This is a genomic window from Bradyrhizobium sp. 215_C5_N1_1 (genome assembly GCF_052075935.1).
Taxonomy (GTDB): domain Bacteria; phylum Pseudomonadota; class Alphaproteobacteria; order Rhizobiales; family Xanthobacteraceae; genus Bradyrhizobium; species Bradyrhizobium barranii.
Genome location: NZ_CP197228.1, coordinates 7,821,645 through 7,841,262, shown reverse-complemented (window position 1 = coordinate 7,841,262; position 19,618 = coordinate 7,821,645). Strand labels below are relative to the sequence as shown.

General features: G+C 64.3%; 20 protein-coding genes and 1 tRNA gene. 10 read left to right on the top strand and 11 right to left on the bottom strand.

Translation table 11 applies throughout. The features are described 5' to 3' along the window. Nucleotides 1-24: 24 nt before the first annotated feature. A complete protein-coding gene (locus tag AB7G19_RS37575; protein ID WP_063985696.1) occupies nt 25-1,821 on the bottom strand; it encodes an adenylate/guanylate cyclase domain-containing protein in 1,797 nt (598 codons plus the stop codon). Nucleotides 1,822-2,035: 214 nt separating this feature from the next. On the opposite strand from AB7G19_RS37575, the gene AB7G19_RS37570 reads away from it, so the two are divergent. Together AB7G19_RS37570 and AB7G19_RS37565 are read left to right on the top strand one after the other, a co-directional pair. Beyond that, a complete protein-coding gene (locus AB7G19_RS37570) occupies nt 2,036-2,668 on the top strand; it encodes a LysE family translocator (protein WP_071909427.1) in 633 nt (210 codons plus the stop codon). A gap of 66 nt (nt 2,669-2,734) precedes the next feature. After that, nucleotides 2,735-3,145 carry a GFA family protein gene (locus tag AB7G19_RS37565; protein WP_014491803.1) on the top strand — a complete coding sequence of 137 codons (411 nt, stop codon included), beginning with the start codon at nt 2,735-2,737 and terminating at the stop codon, nt 3,143-3,145. A gap of 3 nt (nt 3,146-3,148) precedes the next feature. Here the strand turns inward: AB7G19_RS37565 and AB7G19_RS37560 are convergent, their stop codons facing one another. Then, nucleotides 3,149-3,901: a sulfite exporter TauE/SafE family protein gene (locus AB7G19_RS37560; RefSeq protein ID WP_085398759.1), complete on the bottom strand. Its 753-nt coding sequence runs from the start codon at nt 3,899-3,901 to the stop codon at nt 3,149-3,151. Between the two features lie 92 nt (nt 3,902-3,993). Between AB7G19_RS37560 and AB7G19_RS37555 the strand changes: the two genes are divergently transcribed. Next, nucleotides 3,994-4,884 (top strand): LysR substrate-binding domain-containing protein, encoded by an 891-nt coding sequence (locus AB7G19_RS37555; RefSeq protein ID WP_135214795.1) that lies wholly within the window; start codon nt 3,994-3,996, stop codon nt 4,882-4,884. Nucleotides 4,885-5,107: 223 nt separating this feature from the next. Here AB7G19_RS37555 and AB7G19_RS37550 read toward each other — a convergent pair whose 3' ends face one another. The 3 genes from AB7G19_RS37550 to AB7G19_RS37540 form a co-directional block, all read right to left on the bottom strand. Then, nucleotides 5,108-6,073 carry a Bug family tripartite tricarboxylate transporter substrate binding protein gene (locus AB7G19_RS37550; protein ID WP_085398761.1) on the bottom strand — a complete coding sequence of 322 codons (966 nt, stop codon included), beginning with the start codon at nt 6,071-6,073 and terminating at the stop codon, nt 5,108-5,110. A gap of 33 nt (nt 6,074-6,106) precedes the next feature. Further along, nucleotides 6,107-6,889 carry a histidinol-phosphatase gene (hisN, locus tag AB7G19_RS37545; protein ID WP_014491808.1) on the bottom strand — a complete coding sequence of 261 codons (783 nt, stop codon included), beginning with the start codon at nt 6,887-6,889 and terminating at the stop codon, nt 6,107-6,109. A 547-nt stretch (nt 6,890-7,436) separates the two neighbouring features. Further along, entirely contained in the window at nt 7,437-8,327 is an 891-nt protein-coding gene (locus AB7G19_RS37540) for an N-formylglutamate amidohydrolase (RefSeq protein WP_014491809.1), read from the bottom strand. A 329-nt stretch (nt 8,328-8,656) separates the two neighbouring features. Between AB7G19_RS37540 and cpdR the strand changes: the two genes are divergently transcribed. Next, nucleotides 8,657-9,016: a cell cycle two-component system response regulator CpdR gene (cpdR, locus tag AB7G19_RS37535; protein ID WP_007597092.1), complete on the top strand. Its 360-nt coding sequence runs from the start codon at nt 8,657-8,659 to the stop codon at nt 9,014-9,016. A gap of 73 nt (nt 9,017-9,089) precedes the next feature. Further along, a tRNA-Val gene (locus AB7G19_RS37530) sits at nt 9,090-9,164 on the top strand. 218 nt (nt 9,165-9,382) lie between these two features. Here AB7G19_RS37530 and AB7G19_RS37525 read toward each other — a convergent pair. Together AB7G19_RS37525 and AB7G19_RS37520 are read right to left on the bottom strand one after the other, a co-directional pair. Continuing rightward, entirely contained in the window at nt 9,383-9,907 is a 525-nt protein-coding gene (locus AB7G19_RS37525) for a DUF4440 domain-containing protein (protein WP_085398768.1), read from the bottom strand. Between the two features lie 159 nt (nt 9,908-10,066). Next, complete coding sequence (locus AB7G19_RS37520; RefSeq protein WP_085398762.1) at nt 10,067-11,365, bottom strand: heme-binding protein; 1,299 nt, start codon at nt 11,363-11,365, stop codon at nt 10,067-10,069. A 472-nt stretch (nt 11,366-11,837) separates the two neighbouring features. Here AB7G19_RS37520 and AB7G19_RS37515 point away from each other — a divergent pair, with 472 nt between their 5' ends. Together AB7G19_RS37515 and AB7G19_RS37510 are read left to right on the top strand one after the other, a co-directional pair. Further along, entirely contained in the window at nt 11,838-12,311 is a 474-nt protein-coding gene (locus tag AB7G19_RS37515; RefSeq protein WP_085398769.1) for an L-2-amino-thiazoline-4-carboxylic acid hydrolase, read from the top strand. An 11-nt stretch (nt 12,312-12,322) separates the two neighbouring features. Then, nucleotides 12,323-12,568, top strand: a complete 246-nt coding sequence (locus tag AB7G19_RS37510) for a hypothetical protein (protein ID WP_085398770.1) — start codon at nt 12,323-12,325, stop codon at nt 12,566-12,568. Between the two features lie 126 nt (nt 12,569-12,694). Here AB7G19_RS37510 and AB7G19_RS37505 read toward each other — a convergent pair whose 3' ends face one another. Further along, a complete protein-coding gene (locus tag AB7G19_RS37505; protein WP_085398764.1) occupies nt 12,695-13,174 on the bottom strand; it encodes a tautomerase family protein in 480 nt (159 codons plus the stop codon). Nucleotides 13,175-13,518: 344 nt separating this feature from the next. Here AB7G19_RS37505 and AB7G19_RS37500 point away from each other — a divergent pair, with 344 nt between their 5' ends. Then, entirely contained in the window at nt 13,519-13,761 is a 243-nt protein-coding gene (locus tag AB7G19_RS37500; RefSeq protein ID WP_085398765.1) for a hypothetical protein, read from the top strand. A gap of 11 nt (nt 13,762-13,772) precedes the next feature. Here AB7G19_RS37500 and AB7G19_RS37495 read toward each other — a convergent pair whose 3' ends face one another. Further along, a complete protein-coding gene (locus AB7G19_RS37495) occupies nt 13,773-14,240 on the bottom strand; it encodes an NUDIX hydrolase (protein ID WP_085398766.1) in 468 nt (155 codons plus the stop codon). A 230-nt stretch (nt 14,241-14,470) separates the two neighbouring features. Between AB7G19_RS37495 and AB7G19_RS37490 the strand changes: the two genes are divergently transcribed. Then, nucleotides 14,471-14,893 carry a RidA family protein gene (locus AB7G19_RS37490; protein ID WP_063985690.1) on the top strand — a complete coding sequence of 141 codons (423 nt, stop codon included), beginning with the start codon at nt 14,471-14,473 and terminating at the stop codon, nt 14,891-14,893. Nucleotides 14,894-14,905: 12 nt separating this feature from the next. Here the strand turns inward: AB7G19_RS37490 and AB7G19_RS37485 are convergent, their stop codons facing one another. Next, complete coding sequence (locus AB7G19_RS37485) at nt 14,906-15,994, bottom strand: enolase C-terminal domain-like protein (RefSeq protein ID WP_441268773.1); 1,089 nt, start codon at nt 15,992-15,994, stop codon at nt 14,906-14,908. 195 nt (nt 15,995-16,189) lie between these two features. On the opposite strand from AB7G19_RS37485, the gene AB7G19_RS37480 reads away from it, so the two are divergent. Next, nucleotides 16,190-17,752 carry an adenylate/guanylate cyclase domain-containing protein gene (locus AB7G19_RS37480; RefSeq protein ID WP_085398767.1) on the top strand — a complete coding sequence of 521 codons (1,563 nt, stop codon included), beginning with the start codon at nt 16,190-16,192 and terminating at the stop codon, nt 17,750-17,752. A gap of 353 nt (nt 17,753-18,105) precedes the next feature. On the opposite strand, the gene AB7G19_RS37475 is transcribed toward AB7G19_RS37480, so the two are convergent. Continuing rightward, nucleotides 18,106-19,329 carry an ABC transporter substrate-binding protein gene (locus AB7G19_RS37475; protein WP_135214796.1) on the bottom strand — a complete coding sequence of 408 codons (1,224 nt, stop codon included), beginning with the start codon at nt 19,327-19,329 and terminating at the stop codon, nt 18,106-18,108. Nucleotides 19,330-19,618 lie beyond the last annotated feature (289 nt).

Sequence of the window (19,618 nt, the reverse complement as noted above, 5' to 3'; positions counted from 1 at the left end):
GTCGAGACCGAGAAGGCCCGCCTGTCAGGACTCGGCCGCGCGTTTGACGTCGCTTTGCACCAGGGTCAGCTTGCTGAGCGGCACGCCCGCGTTCAGAAGCCCCTCGCGGTAATGGGCAAGGTCCTCGGGCCGCTTCCAGTGGAAATTGCGCAAGTGACGATCGACATTCAGCGTCGGGTAGTTGCGCATCAGCACGCCGACGGCCTCGCCAGCCTCATCGTCCCGACCCAACTGTGCCAGCGCCGCGGCACGGATCGCCAGCGCCTGCATGTGGTTCGGGTTGATGTAGAGCTGCTCGCGCGCCCAGGACAGGGTCGCGTCGTATTGCCCCAGCAGATAATGGCTGAAGGCGTTCAGCGCGGCCCATTGGTAGCGCGGGTCGCTGTTGTCGCGCTGCGCGGCCATCGAAAACAGCTCGATCGCCTCGCGGTGCTCGCCGATGACGAAATGGCAGATGCCGAGCACGCCGCGTGCGCCGTTGTCGTAGGGGTTGAGCGCGACCGCGCGCTTGGCGGCGTCCATCGCGGCCTCGTAATGCGCCTCCATGGCATGCGCCCAGGACAGGATCGAGAAGGCGAAGGAGGAGCGCGGGTCGAGCCGGACGCTGGTCTCGGCGAGGGCCATCGCCTCGGCCCACATCTCGCGCGTGCCCTTGACCCACCCGAACTGGATGCTCTGGATCTGGATCGTGGCGAGATAGGCGTGCGCGATCGACAGTTTGGGGTCGAGGCTGATGGCTTCGCGGAACAGGTCGACGGCGGTGGCCAGGTCCTCCTTGGTCTGCCGGTAGTAGTGCGACAGCCCCTTGAGGAAGCGGTCCCAGGCGGTCACGTCGGTGGAGAGCCGCGCCGGCGCCGAGGCCTCGGCACGGACGATCTCGGTGGCGATGGCGGCGGACAGATTGGTGGTGATCTCGTCCTGCATCGCGAACAGTTCGCCGATGTCGCGGTCGTAGCGGCCGGTCCAGAGCTGCTCGCCGGTCTCCGGCGCGACCAGCTCGGCGGTGACGCGGATCTTGGCTCCGGCGCGCCGCACCGAGCCCTGGATCAGATAGGTGGCATCGATCTCGCGCGCGATCAGGCGGGTGCTGGTGTTCTTGCCCTTGAACGCGAAGGTCGAGTTGCGGCTCAGCACGCGATAGAAGGATTGCAGCGACAGCGCGTGGATCAGATCCTCGGTGAGGCCGTCGGAGAAATATTCGTCCTGGGCGTCGCTGAGATTGGCGAAGGGCAGCACGCCGACGATCGCTGTGCGGTACTGCTGCGACAGCACCGACGCCTCCCGGAGCTCGGGCGCGAGCGCCGGCGCACCCTCGGGCATCCAGGTCCAGACCCCGATCGGGTCCTTGATGTTCTTGAAGCGATGGTTGCCGGCATCGACCAGCAGCGCGGTCAGGTGCTTGCTCGCCTCCCGGTAGGCCTTGGCCGAGATGGCGAAGCCGCCGGGGCTCGCCACCGCTTCGAGGCGGACGGCAATGTTGACGTCGTCACCGAATACCTCGTCCTCGTCGGCGATGACGTCGCCCATGTGGATGCCGAGGCGAAACTGCATGGCGCGCTCGGCCGGCAGGTGATGGTTGCGCTCCGCCATCAGCGTCTGCATCGCGATCGCGGCCTCGACAGCGCCGACGATGCTCGGGAACTCCAACAGGAAGCCGTCGCCGGTGTTTTTGACGACGCGGCCGCCATGGTTGAGGATGATGGGATGGATCGCGCTGCGATGGGCCTTGAAGGCGGCATGGGTGCCGGCCTCGTCGCTGCCCATCATGCGCGAATAGCCGGCGACATCGGCGCAGACGATGGCGGCCAGACGTCTTTCCATAATCCGGAGCTCCAAGGGATCGATGACCGGCCCCCGCGTGGCAGTCGCCTCGAATCCCGCATTTCCAAGAACCCTGCCTTTATAGAGCAGATAAGGCCGGGCGAAAGCATGATCCGCATTGCAAATTTGAGGTAAATTCTCCGCAATCCTGGCGGTGGACGGCGGCGGCCGAACCGAATAAGCCCGCCTTTCAAGGCTGACGGGGGCACCTCACATGCTGGGCATTCACGAGATCTGGCTCTTCATCCTGTCGGGCATATTGCTCAACATCACGCCTGGCCCGGACTCGGTCTACGTGATCGGCCGCAGCATGCAGATGGGCTGGCGGGGCGGCGCCGCGGCCGCGCTCGGCATCAGTTTTGGCTGCTTTTTCCACGTCGCGGGCGCGGCAATCGGCCTTTCGGCGCTGCTGATGGCCTCATCGACCGCCTTCTCGATCCTGAAGCTGGTCGGTGCGGCCTATCTCGTCGTGACGGGACTTCAGATGCTGTGGTCGCGCCCGGCGCTGGCCGCAGCCATCGACGAGCCGGAGCGGAGCCCGCTGCGGCGGGTCTTCCTCCAGGGCGTCTTCACCAACGCGCTCAATCCCAAGGTCGCGCTGTTCTTCCTGGCCTTCCTGCCGCAATTCGTCGCAGCCGATTCCCCGCACAAGCCGCTCGCCTTCCTGACGCTCGGCCTGATCTTCATCTTTACGGGAACGTTGTGGTGCCTGGTGCTGGCGGCGTTCGCGGCAAGGGCGGCCCACCGGCTGCGCAAGTCTGAGGGCGCGATCGCCTGGGTGAACCGCGCGCTCGGCGGCCTCTTCATCTATCTCGGCATCCGCGTCGCCATGCTGGAGACGCGATAACTCATTCGAACGGATGACTGGTCCGGCATGCAGTCGGCCCGATAGAGGCCGCGCGGGGAGGTTTCGATGGTTCGTGGAAGCTGCCTATGCGGCGCCGTGCGTTTCGAGATCGATCAGGTGCGTGCGCTCACGCATTGTCATTGCGCCAATTGCCGCAAGCTGACCGGTGCCGCCTTCGCCACCTACGCCCATGTCGATGCCGACAAGTTTCGCTTTGTTGCCGGCGAGGACATGACGGTGGCTTACGAATCCGCGCCGGGGAGCTTCCGCCATCGCTGCAAGACCTGCGGCTGCCTGACGCCGGGCAAGGCGAGTTATCTGCCGACCGTCAGCATTCCCGCCGGCCTGCTCGATGACGATCCCGATGTCAGGCCCCGCCTCCACGTCTTCACCTCGTCGCGCGCACCGTGGTGGACGATCCAGGACGATCTGCCCCAGCACGAAAAATGGGTGCCGGGCTACGAGCCCAAATCGTAGGCCTCAGGCGAACTCCTTCAGCAGCGCGCTGCCGGCGAGATAAATGCCGAGCAGGATCATCGCGATCAGGAACCAGCGGCGAAACGCTTCCGCCGGCATCCGCGCCCGCACCGACTGGCCGACGAACATGCCGGCAAAGGCCATGGCCATGCCCACGGCGCCCGGCACGGCGTTCGCCGGCGTCAGCAAGCCGCCGGCGGTGAGATTGAAGGCGAGCGCCAGCGTCGCGGTCGTGAAGAACACGCCGAGCGCCTGCACCAGTTCGTCCTTCTCCATGCCGATCGCCTGCATGAACGGCATCGAGGGGATCACCTGCACGCCTGTCGAGGCCGAGATCACGCCGGTGATCACGCCGACCACGCCGCCGACCCATTTCTCGTTCTGCGGCGCGACGTGGAACTTGAATTTGCTGAGCCCGATGATCGCGTAGATCACGAGCAGGATTCCGAGCACGATCGTGCCGTAACGGGCATGCGGGCCGGTCAGCGCGCCGGCATTGAGCCAGCATCCGATCACGGTGCCGATCATCAGCGGCCACAGCCGCCTCAGGATGTCGCGCAGATAGGGGCCGGCGAAGGTCTGCCAGATATTGGTGACGATGGCGGGCACGATCACGATGGCGATCGCGCGGCTCGGCGCCATGTTCACCGCGAGCAGGCCCATGGACACGGTCGGCAGGCCGAGCCCGACCACGCCCTTGACGAATCCGGCGATCAGGAAGACGGCGGCGATGAGGATGAGGAGCGGGTCAATCATATCTTGCACATTGACCGAAGCCGCGCGCGGGCACAATCTGAAGGTTACGGAGACAGCCTTCGTTCCTGGCGGAGGCTGAGGAGAATCCGACCATGCGCTTCGACCTCGTCGACCTCCAGCTCTTCATCGCGGTTGCCGACCAGCGCAGCATCACGCGCGGCGCCGAGCGATCGAATCTCGCCTTGGCCTCTGCCAGCGCGCGCATCAAAGGGCTCGAGGACGCGCTCGGCGTCGCGCTGCTCAAGCGTGGGCGGCGCGGTGTCGAGCTGACTGCGGCGGGCGAGAGCCTGCTCGATCATGCACGGGTCGTGATGCACCAGGTCGACGCCCTGCGCGGCGATCTCGCCGGCTTTGCCAGCGGCGTGCGCGCGAGTGTGCATTTTCTCGTCAACACCTCGGGGCTGTCGGAGCATCTGCCGAAGGCGCTGGCGGGTTTCCTGCGCGAGCATCGCGACGTCGCCATCGACATCGAGGAGCGCGAGAGCACCGATATCGCGGCAGCAATCACCGCCGGTGCCGCCGATCTCGGCTTTGCCGCCGAGCACGCGCTGCCTGATCATATCGAGCGTTTCGTCTTCAGCGAGGACCACCTGACATTGGTGACGTCGCGGCGCGGCCCGTTCGCGGGCCGTCGCCAGATCGATTTTCAGGAGACGCGGGATTGCGAATTCGTCGGGCTCACCAGCGCCACTGCACTCCAGATGCACATTTCGAAGCACGCCGCCCGGCTCGGCATGCGTCCGCATTACCGTGCGCGTCTGCGCGATTTCGACGCGATCTGTCAGATGGTCGCCGCTGACGTCGGCATCGCCCTGGTGCCGATATCCGCCGCCCGCCGCTGCGCCAAGCTGATGCCGCTGGCCATGGTCCGCCTGCGTGATGCCTTCGCCAACCGCAAGCTCGTGATCTGCGCCCGCAGCTTCAAGGCGCTGCCAAGGCCGGCCAAGATGCTGGTGGAGCATTTAAGGGCAGAGGCGGCGTGAGGGCGGCTTTTTGATGTGAGCCTACGTTGCGGCGGTGCGCACAACTGCGCTCCCTCCCCCCTTGCGGGGGAGGGAGGGGGAGAGGGGTACCCAGAAAAAGGTGTCTCTGTCGCGAAGAAGAGAGATCGATGGAGTCCCCGTGTGGACCCCTCTCCCTGGCCCTCCCCCGCAAGGGGGGAGGGAACGCACCTGTCGCGTTGTGAGGCCGTTCGCCTACCGCGCGCTACTTCGCCGTCTCGACTCCGGCATCCTTGATCACCTTCGCCCACTTCGCGGTCTCGTCCGCGATGAAGCTGCGAAAATGCTCCGGCTCGTCGCCAATCAGGGTCGCGCCTTGGGCGGCGAGCTTTTCCTTTACGGCCGGATCCGCCATGGCCTTCGTCGCCAGGCCATGCAGCGCGGTGACGATCTCCTTCGGCGTGCCCTTCGGCGCCACCATGCCGTACCAGTTCTCGATACGAAGATCGGCAAAGCCCGCTTCCGCGGTGGTCGGCACGTCGGGCGCGGTCGCGGAGCGCTCGGCCGAGCCGACCGCGATCGGCTTCAACGCGCCCGCCTTGACCTGCGGCAGCAGCACCGGAAGATCCAGGAAGGTCATCTGCACCTGCTGGCCCAGGAGATCGTTCACCGCGGGAGCAGCGCCACGATAGGGCACGTGGACGATGTCGATCTTGGCCGTCAGCTTGAACAATTCGCCGGCGAGGTGCGGCAGGCTGCCGGGGCCGGAGGAGGCGAAATTGAGCTTTCCGGGCTGCGCCTTGGCGAGCGCGATCAGCTCGCCGATGTCCTTTGCGGGCACGTTGGTGGCAACCACCAGCATTTCCGGCACGGTCGCAACCAGCGTCACCGGCGTGAGGTCGCTCGCGGTGTCGTAGGCGACCCGCTCCATGCTCGGGCTGATCGCGAGCGCGCCGGCTGAGGAGATGGCGATGGTGTAGCCGTCGGGCGCGGCCTTGGAGACCGCGTCGGTGCCGAGCACGCCGCCCTGGCCGCCGCGGTTGTCGATCAGCACCGGCTGCCCTGACAGCTCCGACATGCGCTGGCCGATCACGCGGGCAATGATGTCGTTGGGCCCGCCGGCCGGGAACGGCACGATCAGCTTGATCGGTTTTGCGGGGAAATTCTGCGCGGAGGCGAGGGCGGGAAACAGGAGCAGGAATGCAAGGAGGAGCTTAGGCCAGTTGTTCATGCAGGCTCTTTTCATGCACGCTCCTTGGGGCGCTTATCCGTTGAGCAGTTTCAGTGCTTCTTCGTGAACTCTTGCATCGCCGGCCGCGATGATGCGGCCGCCGCCCTGGGCCGGCTTGCCTTCCCAGGTGGTGACGACGCCGCCGGCGCCGGTCACGATCGGGATCAGGGCGGCGATGTCGTAAGGCTTCAGCTCGGTCTCGACCACGAGATCGACGTGACCGGCCGCCAGCATGCAATAGGAGTAGCAGTCGCCGCCATAGCGCGACAGCCGCGCGCCCTGTTCGATGCGGCTGAAGATGGCGCGGTCGCGTTCGTTCATCAGCAGCGGGCTGGTGGTGTAGCTCGTTGCTTCCGACAGCGAGGCGCAGCGACGGACCTGGAGCCGGCGCTCGCCGGACGGGCCTTTATAGGTGGCCGAGCCGTTGTCGCCGGAGAAGCGCTCGCCGATGAAGGGCTGGTGCATCATGCCGTACACCGGCGCGCCCTTGTGCAGCAGCGCGATCAGCGTGCCCCAGATCGGAAAGCCGCCGATGAAGGATTTCGTGCCGTCGATGGGGTCGAGCACCCAGACATAATCGGCGTCCTCGCGCTCGTTGCCGAATTCCTCGCCGACGATGCCGTGCTGGGGGAAGCTCGCCTTGATCAGCCGGCGCATCACCGCCTCCGCGGCGCGGTCGGCCTCCGTAACGGGGTCGAAATCCTTGGTCTTGCTCTTGTCGTCGATCGACAGCGAGGTGCGGAAGAACGGCAGGATGGTTTCGCCGGAGGCGGTGGCGAGCCGTCCGATGAAGGCTGAGAAGTCGATCACCGTCACGGCGCATCCTCAAAACGAAAGTCGGGTGAAGCTCGCTCCTGCCTAGCTCAATTCGCTTCTCGCGTGCAGCGCTGAGTTGGTTTGCTCCCTGGTATTTTGGATGCCGCAACCGGCTGCCCCATCCCAGTCATATGCTGGCCAAATATCGATCATAGAGTTGAAAACTTAGTTCCGAGTATGCCTTGTTCGTATGCAAACGGTTATCAACCCATTGAATTTCCTTATCAAAGAAACTGAATCTGGGTTTCGCTATAAGCAATTGAGCCATGTGCATATTGCATGGGAAACGGCTCAAAAGCCCTTGCACTTTGTGCGTCGCGGCCGCATATTGTTGCGGTGCGGTAGCGCTCTGCGTTACCGCTGCCCTCCTTGGGCGTTTCCTCCCTAGACTTGGGCCGCTTCTTCATCAGAAGCGGCCCTTTTTTCTTTGAGCCTCGATCTTCACTTCGAGCGCGCGAAAACGCGAAGCGAAGATTCGGCGCACGATACGCTGGCAGCTTGATCTGATGTTTGATCGGCGGCGCGATCGCGCGGCGACGGCTCGCTATTATTCCGCCGCGGCCTGGAACGGGCCGAGATCGCCGAACGGGATCGTCGTCGCCAGCACGTCGGCGAGCACGCCGAAGTCGCTTGCCACTTGCGCAAAGCGCGGACTGCGCTCGCGCCGCCGCTCGTCCATGTAGATCGCGCGGTTGAGCTCGAGCTGCACCGCGTGCAGCCCGCTCGCGGGGTTGCCGTAATGCTCGGTAATGAATCCGCCGGCATAGGGCTTGTTGCGGCCGATCGAATAGCCGAGCCCGCCCATGGTCTCCTCGACCCTGTCCGGAAGCAGCGGCGTGCAGCTCGTGCCGTAGCGGTCGCCGATCACGATGTCGGGCCGCCGCGGCTCGTCCCTGCTGACGCCGACCGAGGGCATCGAGTGGCAGTCGACCAGCACCACGGTGCCGAACATCTGGTGCACCTTGTTGATCAGCCGGCGCAGCGCGCGATGATAGGGCTTGTAGAGCGTCTCGATCCGCGCCAGCGCATCGTCGACCAGGATGCGTTCGCGATAGATCTCCTGGCCGTCGCCGACCACGCGCGGGATGGTGCCTAACCCGCCGGCGACCCGCATCGAGCGGGTATTGGCAAAGCTCGGCAGCCGTCCGGTGAACATGCGGGGATCGAGCTCATAAGGCTCGCGATTGACGTCGACATAGGAGCGGGGAAAGTTGACCCGCACGGTCGGAAAGCCGCGCTCGCTCAAATGGCCGATCAGCTCGTCCATGAAGGAATCTTCGGACCGCCGCAGCGTCGTCAGGTCGATCCTGGAGGCGCTGAGGAATTCGTCCGGATAGGTCGAGCCGGAATGGGGCGAGTTGAAGATGACAGGCGCGCGCCATTGCGCGGGCTCCACGATCTCGAAGGCGGGCGACACGTCGCCGTCAAACCGGGTCATCTTCTCAGGCTTCGTCCCTTCGCGCCGCGGGATCCGGGTCTCGGATCGAATTGATTCGGCCGGTGGAGCGGCTCTTATGTGTCGTCATTGTCTGGAATCGCAACCATTCTGCCAAGCGAAAAGATGTGATCGGCGCTGGAACATGTCTTAACCGTGTGGGCAGGGAAGCGGGGATGCGCCAGCGCGGCTCGATTGATTCGTGCCGCATTCGGGTTCACAAGGGACCGGCAGCGCAGCCAGCCCAGGGTAAAGATTTTCACCCCAAATTTACCCTCTGTCGGGCTTAGTAACCTCTGCTGATATCCTCTGGGGATTTGACGTTTCCTGCCATGCCCAAAATCCTGCTCGCCGAAGACGACAACGACATGCGCCGTTTCCTGGTCAAGGCGCTGGAAAACGCTGGTTTTCAGGTCTCGTCCCATGACAACGGCATGGCCGCCTATCAGCGGCTCCGGGAAGAGCCGTTCGAGATGCTGCTGACCGACATCGTGATGCCGGAGATGGACGGCATCGAGCTCGCCCGCCGGGCCTCGGAACTCGACCCCGACATCAAGATCATGTTCATCACCGGCTTCGCCGCGGTCGCCCTGAACTCGGATTCGGACGCCCCCAAGAACGCCAAGGTGCTGTCCAAGCCCGTGCATCTGCGCGAATTGGTCAGCGAAGTGAACAAGATGCTGGCGGCCTAAATCGGCCCCCTTCGGTCCTTGCACCGGCTCCCCTGAGCCGTTATAGGGACCCGACCCGATCTAGAGACATCTAGGGCGCGTAGCTCAGCGGGAGAGCACTACCTTGACATGGTAGGGGTCACAGGTTCGATCCCTGTCGCGCCCACCATCCTTCGCTCGCGATAGCGAGAGAAGGATGCCACGCCGAAGCCCAAAGGGCGCAGGCGGGCTGCCCGCGGCGAGCTTCGGCCAGGCAAGCCCAAACAATCCGCGATTGCGAAGCCTGCGTGTAGCCCGGATGGAGCGAAGCGCAGTCCGGGGTGTATCCTCTCCGACGCTGTCCCGGATTACGGTGCGCTCCATCCGGGCTACGATTCTGGATCGCGGCTATTTCAGTTCCGTGTTCGCGACCGGCAGGACCGAGGCGACGGACCAGCCGTTCGCATCCCGCACGTAGGTCTGGCTGATCAGAAACGTATTCTGTTGGGCCGGCTTGCCGGGAAGGCCGCGCGTGAAGACGATGGGAACGAGGACCTGCATCACCTCGTTCGATATCACGGCGACGTGGAATTTCGACATATCGGGTTCGAGGTGCCAGGTGCCCTCGTAGTAGCCCTTGAAGCGGTCCGCGACCGCATCACGGCCTCTGGTTTCGATGCCTCTCGCAAACAACAGCGTGCCGGGCGAATTCCACAGCATGGCCTTCACATCGTCCGCGTTGTGCGCATTCTGCGCGGCAATGAATTTTTCGAAGATGGTTCGCGCCTCGGCATCATCTGCCGCGGCCAGCGCCGGCCCGGCTGACCAGGCGGTCGCCGCGAGAAACAGCGCTGCAGCAATTGCCGCAACATGACCGCGCCGTGCAAATCGTCGTAGCCTGATGGAGCCGCGAGACATCTTGGAAGGGGGCATGATCATCTCTCTTTTGGATGACAATGATCATACCATTGATCGTGCCGCCGGCTTTTCAGGATCGCGCGAGCGGCGGTCACCGTCGCATCACGGATGCGTTGGTTCAGGCCACGTCCGATACCGCGGACGTGGCGCATCGTCGTCACACCGCCATCCGCCTCACGTCAGCGGCAACAGATGATCCGGGATCGGCACGGGTGCGGCCGGCACCAGCGATGCGACCGAGACGTGCGGCCAGGTCAGCCCGGCGAAATCCAGCATGACCTTCTGTGAATACTGGATCTGCGTCGTCGCCACCCTGACGTGGCCGCCCTTGAATCCCTTGTTGGGCACGAACGGGATCGCGGCGACGAAGCTCGGAACCAGCGGCACGTTGCTCCTCTGGCGCGGTTGCAGGATCACCGGCGGCGTTCCGGGCGGCAGGGCCGGCACGTCGATGTCGTAAACCACCGTCTCGATCCAGAACACTGCGTCCATCTGGAAGGCGTTGGCGTTCGAGCCATTGCCGCCCGGTGTCGGAACGGGCAAGCCCTGAAGGAACGCGATGTTCGCGGCGCCGCCGGCAAAGCTCGGCGCCTGCGGATGCGGGCCGGGCGAGGGGATGGCCGGCAAGGGGCCGCCGGACAGCGGTGTGCCGGGCTTCGTCGAGGTCTCGATGACGATGGTCTGCGTGATGGTCTGATGCGCGATCTGATCGCGCAGCACCGTGTTCGGGTCGGTGATCATCGCCTGGGTGAGCTTGCCGGAAGCCATCAGTGCGGTCAGATCCTGAGGTAGCCTGCGAGTCGTCTTGTTGGTCGCGGTCTGGTTCTGGAATGTGATCTTGTTGCCCGGATTGCCGCCGATGAACGGTGTGATGTCGATGGCCGCGATGGTTGGCTTACCGGCGACCGGAGGCAGCGCGGTGCCTTGCGCAGTGATCGTCGTGCCGTGCGGGATCGACGCCATGCGCGCGACGGTGAACGGCTCGTGCGGATTGGTGGTGGCGGGCACCGCCAGCCAGATGCCGGGTTCGAAGTGAATGCCCACGGGCGTTCCCGTGGTGATGTCGTTGATGGTCTGGAGATACGGCACGCCGTTGAGGAATGCATCTGCCTGCTGCAGCGAGCCGCGATTGGGGATCGAGCCAAGATTGTTCGAGAACGACATCGTCTCGTCGGTGAGATTCAGCTCCAGCACGTTGTCGTCGGGGTCGGTGGTGCTGATCGGCCCCGGCATCGGCGTCGGCGTGATCTTGCTGTCGGGCCGGAAGATCGTATTGAATCCCTGTCCTGTGAAGGTGCCCGTGAAGGCCGACAGCGGACCGAGGATGGGCGGCAAGGTGACCGGCGGACGCGCAGCTCGCGCGGCGGCCCCCGCGGCGGGCTGCGCGGCGTCCCTGAACACCTCGTCGACCTCGTGGATGGAGAAATTCGCGGTCTTGGTGAATGCACTGGTGAGTGGTTTGGGCTCGTCCATGGTGATCCCTCGCGGTGCTGCAACTGTCGATGCCGGCATTTCCCCGGGCCGGCTGTCCGGGCAGGTGAGTCCTGCGCTATTGCGCCTCGTGATCCCGATCGCGTCTCGTGATCCGCCCGATGCCGGGCATGACAACATCGTTCACGCGCGCTCATGCGCGCGTGCCGACTACGAACATTGATCGGCCCTACGTTGTTGGCCGGGCCGGATACTGAACGGATCTGCGTGAATCGATCGTGATTTTCAACTTGTGGTTCGGGCAAATATGCGGTCGGGAAATAGCCGAGCCCTGCGAACTGAGTGAAGCATTGCTTCCTTCTCCGTGCTCGAAAATGAGATCATCAAAATGGAGGTCGGGCGCCTGGCCGGCTTCGGTTATGCTGGGCTATCATACAACCTTAAGATGGTCGCAAATGTGTGCCAGGTCACAGGGCCAAAGAGTCGCAGCAACGAGAGACGAGCGAGGCTGCCCATGAGCGTTTCCGTCATCGAGCAAGCAAAGATCCAGGCGCAGGTGCTGGTGCCGCTGGTCAAGGCATTGCAGGCCGAGCTCGGCGAGGCGCGCGCCAACGCGCTGGTGCGCAAGGCGCTCGGCGATCTCTATCGCGGCTTCGGTGAGGAGTTCTGGAAAACGAAGAACGAGACCGATCTCGGCAACGCTGTATCGTCGGCGTTCAAGACCTATGCCCGCGACGACGCGCTCGCCTATGACGTCGTCGAGCAGACGGCGGACACCTTCGCGTTCGACGTGACGCGATGCGCCTATGCCGAGTTCTACAAGGCGCTGGGCGAACCGGAGCTCGGCTTCCTCCTGGTCTGCACCGCCGATTTCGCGACCGCGGAAGGGTTTGGTCCCGACGTCAGGCTCACGCGCACGCAGACGATCATGCAGGGCGCCAGCCATTGCGATTTTCGCTACCGGCGCGATGCGGGGGGATCACGGTGAAGGGAATGCAAATGATGCGGGCAAGCTGCCTTGCCATGGCTGCGCTGGCGCTGATGGCATCACGCGCCGATGCGGCGATCATCGATTGGCAGGCCGAGCTCCAGCGCTGCCGCGTGCTGCGGCAGAACGTGGCGCCGCTGCTTCAGGCCGGCGAGGGAATATCCGCCGTCGGCCGCTCCAACAGATCCGTCCGTCGCTGCATCTGGATCCAGCGCATGGCGGTGCGCAAGAAAATCCCCGGCGCGGAGGCGTGGTAGCAGGCGCCCGTCAGGTGGACTGGCTCTTCTGCCGGAGCAGCAGGTCCTTCAGTCCTGTCGGATAGAGGCTCGGTCCGCCCTGCGGAGCGGCGTCTTGCGTCGATCGACAGTCCTGCGGGCGTCGCCTCAGCCGGCGGACACGCCCGGCTTGAACAGGGCTCCGACCGGCAGCTTTTCCTGGAGGTCATACGAACTCGGCCGGTTCTCCTTGACCCATCTTGTTTCGGCGTGGGATTCGAATGGCGGCGGAATTTGCCCCTGAATCGACCAAAGGTCGGCCGGTAGCTCGTCGATGGTGACCTCCCAGTCGTATCCCCGGTCCTTGACGTAGGGCGCGATCAACTTGTCGACTGCTTTCACCCACCATTCCCTGATGACGGGGCCGGGCATCGTCCTCGCCATGTGGTCGATCTTGAAGCGGACGAATTTCTCGTGCGAAGCTCCGCCGACATAGACCGAACCTGCGGCGACTTCCTCGAAGATCATCACGGCGTAGAATTTCGGGATGGGAATCCTCGCATACATTGCGGTGACCTTCTCTGCGAATTCCTTCTTGTCATGAGCCGAGTAGGCCCCGACGGGGTGATAGACTTTCCACAACGGCACTCGAGTTCTCCTTGACGTTGGCTGGTTCTTAGGGAAGCCCGCGCAGCATTTGGTATGATGGGGATAATATCACTGACTGCGCCGTCGGCTCTTCAGGATCTGGCGACCCGCGGTAACCGCTGAATCACGTCTGCGTTGGCTCAGCCTTGTTGGGGCCGCCACAGCTGGGCGAGCCGGAGCTCGGCTTTTCTCCTTTGTCTGCACTTCCGACTTCGCGACTGCGGAAGGGTCCGGCCCCGACGTCAAGCTGACGCGGGCGCAGACCATCATGCAAGGCGCGCGAGCCATTGCGACTTCCGCTACCGGCGCGACGCGGGGGGATCACAGTGAAAGGAATGCGAACGATGCGGGCGACCTGTCTTGCAATGGCTGTGCTGGCGCTGATGGCGTCATGCGCGGATGCGGCGGTGATCGACTTGCAGGCCGAGCTCCAGCGCTGCCGGGCGCTGCGCGCGAACATCGCGCCGCTGCTTCAGGCCGGCGAGGGGATATCCGCCGTCGGCCGCTCCAACAGATCCGTCCGTCGCTGCATCTGGATCCAGCGCATGGTGGTGCGCAAGAAAATCCCCGGCGCGGAGGTTTGGTAGCCAGGCGCCCGTCAGGCGGACTGGCGCTTCCGTCGGAGCAGTACATCCTTCAACCCGTTCGGATAAAGGCTCGGCCCGCCCTCGACGTCGAGCTCCGCAAGATCGAACCAGCGTGCGACGATCTCTTCGCCGTTATCCTCGCGGAAGTCGATGCGGTCCTGGCCGCTGAACGCGCCGTCTGGAAGCGCGACCTCGGCGATGAACATCACCTCATGCCCGGTCGATCCCTCGTGCAAAAAAATGTTCTCCATCACCAGCGGCTCGCCCGTGATGGTGATGTCCACGCCGAGCTCTTCGTTGAATTCGCGCACCAGCGCAGTCCGCCAGCTCTCGCCGAACTCGATCTCGCCGCCGAGCGGGCGAACGCCCTTGATCCGCGCCGCATCGTCGCGCACCTCGGCCGCCAGCAGCCGCCCGCCCCGCCAGTGCAGGCCGAGCGCGACGACGCGGATGTGAGGGTGGGGCCGCCACGTGGACATGGGGGCATCGTTATCGTGCCCGCCGGCGCTGCGCAATGCGCGGTGGCGAGGCCTTGTCGGGCTTGATCCGCACTGCCTTCGGCATGCAAATGCTTCGCAGCCTTGATCCGTGAACCTCCGCCTGCCATTGTCCGGTCATCCATGACGGCGACGAGCCTGGTGAGATACAATTTGCGGGGTTCGGCGAAACGTGTCGCTTCGCCGGACGTGACGAGAAGGCAGTTTTCGAGATGAACAGCGTGAACAAGCCCGGCGGCAACTATTTGCCGGTGATCATCCATGGTGGAATTGCGTATGTCAGTGGTCAGCTGCCGCGTCGCGGTGAGGACCTGCTGTATGCGGGCAAGGTCGGCGCAAATGTCGATATCGCGGCCGCGCAGGAGGCCGCTGCTCTTTGCGCCGATCTCTGCATTTCGGCCATCAACCACGCAACAGGCGGAGAGGACAGGATCGTCCAGGTCCTGCAGCTCGTTGGATACATTGCTTCAGCGCCCGGATTTACCCAGCAGTCGCAAGTCATGAATGGGGCCTCCGACCGGCTGATCGAGCGCTTGGGCGATCGCGGTCGTCACACGCGCACGTCTGTCGGCGTCGCCGAGTTGCCGCGGGGCGCTCCCGTCGAGCTGAGTATGATTGCCGCTGTTCGGTCGTAAGAGGCGGTCTTATCAGACGAGATACTTCTTCACCGCTGCCTCGTCCCACGCGATCCCGTTGCCGGGCTCCTCGCCCGGCAGGGCAAAGCCGTCCTTGATCGTCAGCCGTGTCGCCAGCACCGCGTCGGCCCAGTCGACATATTCCAGCCAGTGCGCGGTCGGCGTCACGCAGAGCAGGTGCGCGCTGACCTCCGAGAACAGGTGCGTCGACATCTCGATGCCGGCGGCATGTGCGAGCGAGGCGGCGCGGAGCCACCCGGTGACGCCGCCGATGCGCTGCACGTCGGGCATCACGTAGTCGCAGGCCTCAGCGGACAGCGCCGCCTGCATCGAGAAGGCGCTGTCAAAATTCTCGCCGATCTGGACCGGCGTGCGGAGCGCATCCGCAATGCGCGCGTTACCAGCGTAATCGTCGTGGCGGATCGGCTCCTCGATCCAGGTCAGCCCCTCGTCGTCGAGCATCTCGCCGCGGCGGATGGCCTCGGTCACCGTCAGGGCCTGGTTGTAGTCGCACATCAGCGTGACCTGATCGCCGACGGCCTTGCGCACCGCGCGCACCACGGCGAGATCCTCCCGCGCATCGGGCCGGCCGACGCGGATCTTTGCCGCGTGAAAACCTTCGGCCAGCAGCTTGTGGGCTTCGTCCACCGCGGCGCCCGCCGGCATGATGCCGAGTCCCTTCGAATTGTAGGCCCTGACCGGCTTCGGCGCGCCGCCGAGCAGGCGCGCCAGCGGCAAGCCTTTGCTGCGCGCCAGCGCATCCCATGCCGCCATGTCGATGCCGGATTGCGCCAGCCGCTGCAGGCCGGCGAGGCCGAGCAGGGTGAAGCGCTGGGTCAGCTTGCGCTCGATCTCGAACGGCAGCAGCTCGTCGCCGGCGACGAGCTCCGACATTTCCGTGACCATCGCCGTCAGCGGCTTCAAGGCCGACGGCGTGATCGAGAACAGATAGGCATGCCCCACCGCGCCCTGCTCGGTCTCGCAGTCAATCAGCACCAGCGGCGCCTTTGCGACCGCGCCGGTCGAGGTCTTGAGCGGCAAATTCATCGGCACGATCACGGGGCGCGCATTGAAGCGCCTGATGCGGATGGTCTCGGTCATATGGAGGATCTCCCGGCGGAGTGAATGCAGGTTCATGCCGATCTTAAACATTCGCCATGAAACGAAAAGCCATTTGCTGCGACCCACCATGAAATGGGGTTGCGCGGCCTCGCATTTGCGGGCTCTGTGCCGCCGCAAGCTCTTGCCGCGAATTCCCGGGATTTGCGTCAAGATCGCACACGACGGAGCCACAGGGTGAAACAAGAGATCTCCGAAGAACAGCGCAAGAGCGGCATCCTCACGGGGGCCGTGATCGCCTTGCTCCTGCTCGCTTTGCCGGTCGCGGTGTGGCTGGACCTGACCGACCTCAGCAAGACCGCGCTGCGCCGGCAGGCCGCCGACCTCAACTCGGTGATCACGAGCGTGCGCAGCTACTATGCGTCCAACGTGGTCGGCCGCATCCTGGCTAACCCAAACGGCACCACCAGGGTCGTGCACAATTACGAATCCGTCCCCGGTGCGATCCCGATCCCGGCGACGCTGTCGCTGGAGCTCGGACGGGTGATCGGCGCGCAGCAGGAGAACATCGCCTACCGCTTCGTCTCGGATTTCCCGTTCCAGAACCGCGCCGCGCACCAGCTCGACAAGTTCGAGAAGGACGCGCTCGACGCGCTTCGCAAGGACCCCGAGCAGAAGATCGTCGAGACCGAGACCTCGCTGTTCTCCGACAAGGTCCGCCTGGTCGCGCCCGTCACGATGGGCCCGGCCTGCGTCAGCTGCCACAACAGCCACCCCGAGAGCCCGAAGAAGGACTGGAAGGTCGGTGACATCAGAGGCATCCAGGAGGTGATCATCGCGCAGCCGATCGCCGCCAACATCTTCTCGTTCAAGTTCCTGCTGGCCTATTTCCTGATCGCCGCCGGCTGCGGCCTGTCGTTCCTCTCGCTCCAGCGCCGCCAGGCCGGCCGTATCAAGGGCATGAACAAGGAGCTCGAATCCGCCAACGACTTTCTGGCTTCGTTGTCGATGAAGATCTCGCGCTACATCCCGCCGCAAGTCTACAAGAGCATCTTCAGCGGCCAGAAGGACGTCACCATCCACACCGAGCGCAAGAAGCTCACGATCTTCTTCTCCGATATCCAGAATTTCACGGCGACCGCCGAGCGGCTGCAGCCGGAATTGTTGACCCAGCTCCTCAACGAATACTTCACCGAGATGTCGGCGATCGCCCATGAATATGGCGGCACCATCGACAAATTCATCGGCGATGCCATGCTGATCTTCTTCGGCGACCCCGAGACCAGGGGCGACCGTGCGGACGCTGAGGCCTGCCTCCAGATGGCCTGGCGCATGCAGCAGCGTCTTGCCGAACTCAATGCGAAGTGGCGCGCCTCCGGCATCGAGCAGCCGTTCCGCTCGCGCATGGGTATCAATTCCGGCTATTGCAATGTCGGCAATTTCGGCAGCAGCGACCGCATGGACTACACCATCATCGGTGCCGAAGCGAACCTCGCCGCGCGTCTGCAATCGATCGCCGAGCCCGGCGGAATCGTGCTGAGCTACGAGACCTTCGCGCTGGTCAGCGACATCGTCCGCGCGCACGCGCTGCCCGCGATCACGATGAAGGGCATCAGCCGCGAAATCATTCCCTATTCGGTCGACGCGCTCAACGACGCTGCGGCGGAGAAGAGCGGTGTCATCACCGAGCGCGCGCCCGGCCTCGAGCTGTATCTCGACCCCGCCATGGTGAAGTCAGGCGATGCAGCACGCGTCCGCTCGCTGCTGGAAAACGCGCTGGCTTCGCTGAAGCCGGCGTGAAGGTGCTCTTACCCTCCCCTGGAGGGGGAGGGTCGATCGCGCGCAGCGCGAGCGGGGTGGGGTGATCTCTCAACACGGGCAGTGTTCGATGCGGAGAGACCGTCACCCCACCCCGCCTCATGTCTCGCTTCGCTCAACATGAGCCGACCCACGGGCGAGCTACGCTCGTCCCGGACCCCTCCAGGGGAGGGTAAGGGCCGACCTCTCACAACGCGACAGGTGCTCTCCCTCCCCCCTCTTGTCCGCCGCAGCCTTGGCGAAGGCGGATGCGGGGGAGGGCGGGGGAGAGGGGTGGCCCAGCAAAAGGTGCGTGCCTGAACGCCGCGCTGCACCAACCAGCGTCGACGCGAGACTCACCGCGCCGCGCCCTCCGTGAACGCGGTCTCGATCACATCGCCAAAAGGCTGCCAGGAACGGCCGTCGAACTGGACAAGCCGCATCTGCTTGATCGGCAGATAGCTGTTGGGCGAGGTGCTCATCCTGATGTTGGGCAACGCAACGGAGGGCTGCTGATCCCTCAGCGAAGCCGCCTGACGCATGATGTTCTCGCGCGACAGGTCGTCGCCGCATTGCTTCAGCACCTGTGTCAGCGCCTCGGCTGCGCCGTAGCCGTAGACCGCGGCGCTGTTGTTGGTGCTTTCGACGTGATGGTACTTGTCCATGAAGGCGAACCAGTCCTTCATGGCGGGGTCGTTCTTCCATGCGGGGTCGCTCGGATCCTTCAGGAAGGCCGCCGAGATCACGCCGGACGAATTCTCCAGGCCCGCGGGCGCCATCGCGTTGGCGATCGAGGCGGAGGCGTCGTTGACGATGATGACCGGGCGCCATTTGAGTGACGCCGCCAGCTTGATCACCTTGGACGCCGTCGACGGCACGCCGAGAAAGACGAAGATGTCCGCGCCCGCGCGCTTGAGGATCGAGACATGCCCTTCGAGATGCTCATCGGCAATGTCGAAGGCGATGTCGACGAGGACAAGGCGGTTCAGGTCGCCAAGACCTTCCTGGATGCCCCTGTAGAGCATGCGTCCGAACTGGTCGTTCTGCCAGAGCACCACGATCTTCTTCTTGGGGTAATAGGCCTGGATGTAGTTGGCATAGATGCGCCCCTCCGACCGGAACGACGGCTGCCAGCCCATGGTCCAGGGAAACGCCTTGGCCTGGCTCAGCTCCTCGTCGCCGGATGCGACGAACAGCTGCGGGATTCTCTTCTCGTTCAGGTACCAGCGCGTGGCGATATTGCCGGGCGTGCCGAACGAGCCGAACATCAGGTGTACGTCGTCCTTCTCGACCAGATTGCGCGTCAGCTCCAGCGCGGTGGCCGGATCGGAATTGTCGTCGCGCGTGATGAAGCGGATCTTGCGGCCGTTGATGCCGCCGCGCGCGTTGACCATGTCGAAATAGGCGGCCTCCGCCTGGCCGATGGCGCCGAATTCCGAGAGCGGTCCCGAATACGGCATCACGTTGCCGATGCGGATTTCATCGCCGCTCGCGGGTTGTTCGGCGTGTTGCTGGGACATCGCGCCAAGCGACGCGATAGCGATCATCGAAACGAACAGCATCCTGCCGATGACGCGCATGCTCGATACCTTGATATTGGCCCCTCCAAGAGGTCGGCTCAATCCGCACCAAGTCCGCTTGATCTACGTCAAGCGTTTGTCAAAGCTGTGGCTTGATCGCCCGCTTCAAGGCGACGCATCGCGAACGAAACGACAGCCGTGTTGACGGGCCATCAATCGACAGAGCGTGCCGTGTGGCACCCCTCTCCCTAACCCTCCCCCGCAAGGGGGGGAGGGAACGCATCTTTCGTTTGGCGAGTGACTCCATTCATTAGCGCGTCGGCGATGAGGGCACAGCGTGGCCACGTGC

Excerpts from the sequence above, each read along its gene's own strand:
- AB7G19_RS37520 (WP_085398762.1), bottom strand. The coding sequence starts at position 11,365 with ATGGACGAGCCCAAACCACTCACCAGTGCATTCACCAAGACCGCGAAT.
- AB7G19_RS37555 (WP_135214795.1), top strand. The coding sequence starts at position 3,994 with ATGCGCTTCGACCTCGTCGACCTCCAGCTCTTCATCGCGGTTGCCGAC.
- AB7G19_RS37570 (WP_071909427.1), top strand. The coding sequence starts at position 2,036 with ATGCTGGGCATTCACGAGATCTGGCTCTTCATCCTGTCGGGCATATTG.
- AB7G19_RS37485 (WP_441268773.1), bottom strand. The coding sequence starts at position 15,994 with ATGACCGAGACCATCCGCATCAGGCGCTTCAATGCGCGCCCCGTGATC.
- AB7G19_RS37560 (WP_085398759.1), bottom strand. The coding sequence starts at position 3,901 with ATGATTGACCCGCTCCTCATCCTCATCGCCGCCGTCTTCCTGATCGCC.
- AB7G19_RS37490 (WP_063985690.1), top strand. The coding sequence starts at position 14,471 with ATGAACAGCGTGAACAAGCCCGGCGGCAACTATTTGCCGGTGATCATC.
- AB7G19_RS37525 (WP_085398768.1), bottom strand. The coding sequence starts at position 9,907 with ATGCCCCCTTCCAAGATGTCTCGCGGCTCCATCAGGCTACGACGATTT.
- AB7G19_RS37500 (WP_085398765.1), top strand. The coding sequence starts at position 13,519 with ATGCGGGCGACCTGTCTTGCAATGGCTGTGCTGGCGCTGATGGCGTCA.
- AB7G19_RS37550 (WP_085398761.1), bottom strand. The coding sequence starts at position 6,073 with ATGAACAACTGGCCTAAGCTCCTCCTTGCATTCCTGCTCCTGTTTCCC.
- AB7G19_RS37575 (WP_063985696.1), bottom strand. The coding sequence starts at position 1,821 with ATGGAAAGACGTCTGGCCGCCATCGTCTGCGCCGATGTCGCCGGCTAT.
- AB7G19_RS37540 (WP_014491809.1), bottom strand. The coding sequence starts at position 8,327 with ATGACCCGGTTTGACGGCGACGTGTCGCCCGCCTTCGAGATCGTGGAG.
- AB7G19_RS37510 (WP_085398770.1), top strand. The coding sequence starts at position 12,323 with ATGATGCGGGCAAGCTGCCTTGCCATGGCTGCGCTGGCGCTGATGGCA.
- AB7G19_RS37475 (WP_135214796.1), bottom strand. The coding sequence starts at position 19,329 with ATGCGCGTCATCGGCAGGATGCTGTTCGTTTCGATGATCGCTATCGCG.
- AB7G19_RS37565 (WP_014491803.1), top strand. The coding sequence starts at position 2,735 with ATGGTTCGTGGAAGCTGCCTATGCGGCGCCGTGCGTTTCGAGATCGAT.
- AB7G19_RS37495 (WP_085398766.1), bottom strand. The coding sequence starts at position 14,240 with ATGTCCACGTGGCGGCCCCACCCTCACATCCGCGTCGTCGCGCTCGGC.
- AB7G19_RS37515 (WP_085398769.1), top strand. The coding sequence starts at position 11,838 with ATGAGCGTTTCCGTCATCGAGCAAGCAAAGATCCAGGCGCAGGTGCTG.
- cpdR (WP_007597092.1), top strand. The coding sequence starts at position 8,657 with ATGCCCAAAATCCTGCTCGCCGAAGACGACAACGACATGCGCCGTTTC.